The sequence below is a fragment of the uncultured Lactobacillus sp. genome (genome assembly GCF_902491705.1).
In the GTDB taxonomy this organism is placed as follows: Bacteria; Bacillota; Bacilli; order Lactobacillales; family Lactobacillaceae; genus Lactobacillus.
This window is the reverse complement of sequence record NZ_CABUIW010000087.1, coordinates 1-5,152: the sequence shown is the minus strand read 5'-3', so window position 1 is coordinate 5,152 and position 5,152 is coordinate 1. Positions and strand designations below refer to the sequence as shown.

Below are 5,152 nucleotides of genomic sequence, written 5' to 3'. Positions count from 1 at the left end.
ATTCACATTCACTGGTAAAATGAGAATAGTTATGTCCGCACCTGGTGAGGAATAAGAGTAATTTTAATAAGGATTTTATTAATTAAAAATTTTTTGAACAAATAGTTTTTTCGCGCTGAGACTCAAAAGTTAAATGACTTTTGAGTCTTTTGTTAATTAGAAAAGGTAACGAAGATGCAAAAAGGTAATATTTCTACACCCCAAATAGGCGAAATCTTAGCTGAGGAATTCATGCAGCCTTTAAGTATGTCAGCTAGTGCAGTTGCAAGCAAAATTAATGTGCCAATATCCGTAATTTTAGATATTCTTCATGATAAAAAGAAAATTACGGTAGATACTTCTATGAAATTAGGAAAGTTATTTGGGGTATCTTCAAGATATTTTTTAAATCTTCAAAATGATATTGAAGCAAGAAATGCCGAAATTTAGTAGGAATTCTCTAATTATTAGATTTGGCGTGACATTATTACTTTATATGTGTAGAATCGAATGTAGATCATACCTCTGTGACGACGGCTTTAACCATCAGCAGAGGTTTTTTTATTGAAAAATATGAAAATTATTTGATGAAGCTGTTAGTTGTTTGACTAACGGCTTTTTTGATTGGAAAGAAAGGTAACTAAGATTGATGATAGAAAATTATTTTTACATTAGTAACAAAATTTCAAATTAGCAGCAGATATGATTATTAATTGAAATATTATTTCACAGGATATAAAATGAACTTATAAAATATATAAGATGGTGATGAAATGAATATTCGAGATCGCATTCTAGAAAGATATAGTTTATTAAAAAAATCCTCACGTATTATCGCTGATGCAGTTTTAGATAACCCTAATCCCTTTGTGGCAAAAAGTGCAAAAGAATTAGGCGAATATACGAATACGTCAGCAGCTTCAATAATCCGTTTTTGTAAACAATTAGGTTATAAGGGCTTAAAAGAATTTCAAATTGATTTGGCCAAAAGTATAGTTGTTGAGAAGAAAGCACCTGCGCCTATTGACATGATTGTTAAAAAGAATGATGCAGCTGATGAGATCATGACAAAGTTAAGGGTTAGCATTACTCAGAATCTTGAAGACTTGTCAAAAACAATTGATGTCAAAGAACTTAAAAAGGCTGTTACTTTAATTCAAAATGCTAATTCAGTTTACCTTGAAGGCATTGGTGCATCAAGCTTCCCAGCTAAAGATCTATTTTACAAGTTGATCAGAAGTGGTAAGACTGTTTTTTACAATGATGATGTACATATTGCTCTTGAGCGAAGCTATTATTCAACTAAAAAAGACGTTATGATTTGCTTTTCTTATAGTGGATTAACTAAGGAAATATTATTAGCTGTAAAGCAAGCAAAAATGAATGGCACACCAATCATTGCAGTTACTAGAAAATCCACTTCGCCATTAAGTAAATTGGCAGATGTTAAATTATTGTTGCCTAAAAATGAAATGTTATTACGTGTAGGTGCTATTAATTCAACGTTTGCCGAAATGTTTATTTCCAATTTACTTTATTTATGCACTATTACTAATAATTTACCTAAGATTAAGAAAGAAATGGAAGATACAGGTAAGCTCTTGAACGAATTAAAAGAAGGGAATGATTAGAATGGCAATTAAAGATTTAACAACCGAACAGAGAAATTCTAATACAATGCATATTGATGCTATGTCGACGTTGAATATGGTCAAGACCATTAATGCTGAGGACCATAAAGTTGCAGATGCTGTGGCTACGCAAGATAAGGCGATTGCACAAGCCATTGATGTGGCAGCCGCTAGATATCATGCAGGTGGTCGTCTAATTTATATAGGTGCTGGTACTAGTGGACGCTTAGGAGTCTTAGATGCTGCTGAACTTGTTCCAACTTATGGAATTAAACCAGAAAGAGCAATTGGTCTTATAGCTGGTGGTAAAAGTGCCATGTATGTTGCTGTAGAAGGTGCAGAAGATTCTCCTGAGTTAGCAGCCAAAGATTTGAAAGATCTAAAGCTAACTAATAAAGATGTGGTAATGGGCTTAGCTGCTAGTGGTCGTACTCCATATGTTATAGGTGGCTTGGATTATGCTAAAAAGATAGGTGCAGCAACTATTGCAATCGCATGTGTAAAAGACAGTTTAATTGGACAACATGCTGACATAGCAATTGAAGCAGTAGTTGGACCAGAGGTAATTACGGGTTCTACTCGAATGAAGGCAGGGACTGCCCAAAAAATGATTTTAAATATGATTTCAACAGGCGTAATGATTAAGCAGGGGAAAGTTTACCAAAACGTTATGATTGATGTTCTGCCTACGAATCAAAAATTAGTAGATCGTGCTACTCGTATAATTATGGCTGTAACAGGTGTATCTAATGAAAGAGCTAGTCAAGTTCTTACAGAAGCAGGTAAGGATGTAGGCTTAGCTATTGTAATGGCTAAAACTAATTTGGGTAAGGCTGAAGCTGAAAAACTATTAGAGAAAAATAATGGCAATGTGAGCCAAGTATTGAATAATTAGCTACAAAATTGAAATTTTATTTCAAATATTATTGATTAAAACATAACGGTGTGTTATTGTAATGATAAAGAAAGCGCTTTATTTTAAATAACGGTGAAATATAATTTCTATAATTTTAGAAGTGGGAGTGCAAATACAAAAATAAATACTATTTTTACCATATAAAACTGTTATTGAAAGTTACTAATAATAGGGAGGTAAGAAGAATGAAACCTAGTAAATGGATTGCTGTAACTTTATCAATTCTGTTTTTGGCAATTGGATTAACTGGATGTAGCCAAAAGAAAGCTTCGACTGCTGCACCTGCTGTGACTCCAAATAAGAGTCAAGTTGTTACAACAACAATGTATTCTAAGAAATTACATATGGATTGGAACTATGATGTTTATTTACCTGCAGGTTATAACCCAAAGAGCAATAAGCGTTATCCAGTTTTATACATGTTGCACGGAATCTACGGTAACCACAGAAATTTGTTAGAGAGATTCAATTCTCAACAAATTCTTGATGGTGAAATTCATCGTTGCAATAAGAAAATGATCGTTGTCTTCGTTGATGGATTTAACAGTTTTTACATCAACCAAAAAGAAGGCGGGATGCAAATGGAAAGTGCCATTGTAGATGATATGGTACCAACCATTAATAAATTGTATAAGACTGATACCGATCCTAAGAATGTAGGAATTGGTGGTATTTCAATGGGTGGCTATGGTGCAGCAAGACTTGCACTTAAATATCCTAATATTTTCGGAAATGCTGTCTTGATCTCACCATCTGTTTGGTATCGTTTGCCTGACAACAATCCTATTAAGACATCTCAACATGCGTTCCAAGTTGGCAAAAACAACTGGGATTGGAAATTCTATGACAGTGTATTCCCAACTAAATACATTAATGCTAAATCTAAATCCGTTAAGTTCTTTGTAGAATCTACTGCCAGTGACACAACTGTTCCAGTTAAGAATGTCGATCGTTTTGTTAAGACCTTAAAATCAAATGGAATTAGTGTCAAATTTGAAAGAGATAATGGTGGTAACCACAACTGGGCTTATTGGACTACGGCAGCTCCGCATGCATATCAATGGGCACTTGATAATTTAAATTAGGAGGTGTATGAGTCATGAGTAAAGACAGTGAGCTAGCTAAGGAAATATTAGACAACATTGGCGGTAAAACTAATGTTGAAGCGGCTATGACTTGTATGACACGTTTAAGAATAAAAACTAAAGATGATTCCAAAGTTAATTTAGATAATTTGAAACGTCTTGATGGTGTATTAGGTGTAGTTCAATCTGAAACTTTACAAGTTGTTTTAGGACCCGGAAAAGTTACAAAAGTAGGTAAAGAATTTAGCCAACAATCTGGTGTCCCACTTGGCGAAGAAGATAGTGAAGATTCTAATGAAACATTAGATGAGGTAAAAGAAAGAGCTAAAAAGAATAAAGCAGCTCAAAAGGCTAAACATGATAAGCCTTTGCAACGTGGCTTGCATCACATTGCTAATGTCTTTATTCCATTACTTCCAGGTATTATTGCTGCCGGTTTAGTTAACGGTATCTGCAACGTTATCGATTATCAAACTGGTAGTGCATTTGCAAATGACTGGTGGTATTTAACTATTAAAACAATTGGTTGGGGCCTATTTGCCTTCTTACCAATCTTTGTAGGAATGAATGCCGCTAAAGAATTCAAAGGTAGTGCCATCTTAGGTGGTATCGGTGGTGTCTTCTGCCTGAACTTAACTGGCTTTGCTGCATATCCACTGAACTCATTAGCTGTCTCAATGCCGTTCACCAATAAACCTTATGTTGCTGGTGTTGGTGGTTTGTTAACAGCCTTATTCATGGGTATCTTCATTGCATGGACAGAAAGACAAATTAGAAAATTTATGCCTAATGCACTTGATACATTCTTAACACCTCTATGTACCTTGATCTTCTGTGGTTTGATTTCAGTTGTCTTTCTTCAACCAGTCGGTGGTTGGTTAACCAATGTTATCTATGTAGTCATGGACTTCCTTTACGACAAGTTAAGCTGGTTCGGTGGCTACATTCTTTCCTCAACATTCTTAGCTTTGGTATCTGTAGGTTTACACCAAGCTTTAACTCCAATTCACGTTATGCTTAACGACCCAACAGGTCCAACGCACGGTATTAACTATTTACTCCCTATCTTAATGATGGCCGGCGGTGGTCAAGTTGGTGCTGGTTTTGCACTTTGGCTTAAGAGTAAGAACAAACGCTTTAAGAACATGGTTATGAGTTCTATTCCTGTTGCTATTCTAGGTGTAGGTGAACCATTAATGTACGGTTACTTTACCTCTAGGCCGTCCATTTATTACCGCTTGTCTTGGTGCAGGTTTCGGTGGTGTTGCCGCTTCATTATTCCATTTAGGTACAGTATCACAGGGTGTTTCTGGTTTGTTCGGATTATTAATTATGCAACCAGGGCAACAAGTTCAATTCTTAATCGCCTTATTGATATCTTATATCGGCGGATTTGTTCTAACTTGGTTCTTCGGATTTAATGAAGATAGAATTGATGAATTATTCCCAGAATAAAAATTTAATTGTTAATAAAAATCATTCTTTGTGTGGTGACCCTCGAAATTCGGACATGAATTTCGGGGGTTTTATTATGGCTAAAT

4 protein-coding genes and 1 pseudogene are annotated in these 5,152 nt (G+C 35.0%); all 5 read left to right on the top strand.

Features of this window, described 5'->3' with window-relative positions; all coding sequences use genetic code 11:
- Positions 1–174: 174 nt before the first annotated feature.
- Positions 175–429, top strand: coding sequence for a HigA family addiction module antitoxin (locus RDN22_RS10885; protein WP_308558119.1), 255 nt, complete (start codon positions 175–177; stop codon positions 427–429).
- A gap of 323 nt (positions 430–752) precedes the next feature.
- On the top strand, positions 753–1,610 hold the full coding sequence (locus RDN22_RS10880) for a MurR/RpiR family transcriptional regulator (RefSeq protein WP_308558117.1): 858 nt from the start codon (positions 753–755) through the stop codon (positions 1,608–1,610).
- Between the two features lies 1 nt (position 1,611).
- A complete protein-coding gene (gene murQ / locus RDN22_RS10875) occupies positions 1,612–2,505 on the top strand; it encodes an N-acetylmuramic acid 6-phosphate etherase (RefSeq protein ID WP_308558116.1) in 894 nt (297 codons plus the stop codon).
- A 206-nt stretch (positions 2,506–2,711) separates the two neighbouring features.
- Positions 2,712–3,611: an alpha/beta fold hydrolase gene (locus RDN22_RS10870; RefSeq protein WP_308558115.1), complete on the top strand. Its 900-nt coding sequence runs from the start codon at positions 2,712–2,714 to the stop codon at positions 3,609–3,611.
- Between the two features lie 14 nt (positions 3,612–3,625).
- Positions 3,626–5,066, top strand: a pseudogene (locus tag RDN22_RS10865) (PTS transporter subunit EIIC).
- Positions 5,067–5,152 lie beyond the last annotated feature (86 nt).

Coding starts and splice junctions, on each gene's coding strand:
- RDN22_RS10885 (WP_308558119.1), top strand. CDS start 175: ATGCAAAAAGGTAATATTTCTACACCCCAAATAGGCGAAATCTTAGCT.
- RDN22_RS10880 (WP_308558117.1), top strand. CDS start 753: ATGAATATTCGAGATCGCATTCTAGAAAGATATAGTTTATTAAAAAAA.
- murQ (WP_308558116.1), top strand. CDS start 1,612: ATGGCAATTAAAGATTTAACAACCGAACAGAGAAATTCTAATACAATG.
- RDN22_RS10870 (WP_308558115.1), top strand. CDS start 2,712: ATGAAACCTAGTAAATGGATTGCTGTAACTTTATCAATTCTGTTTTTG.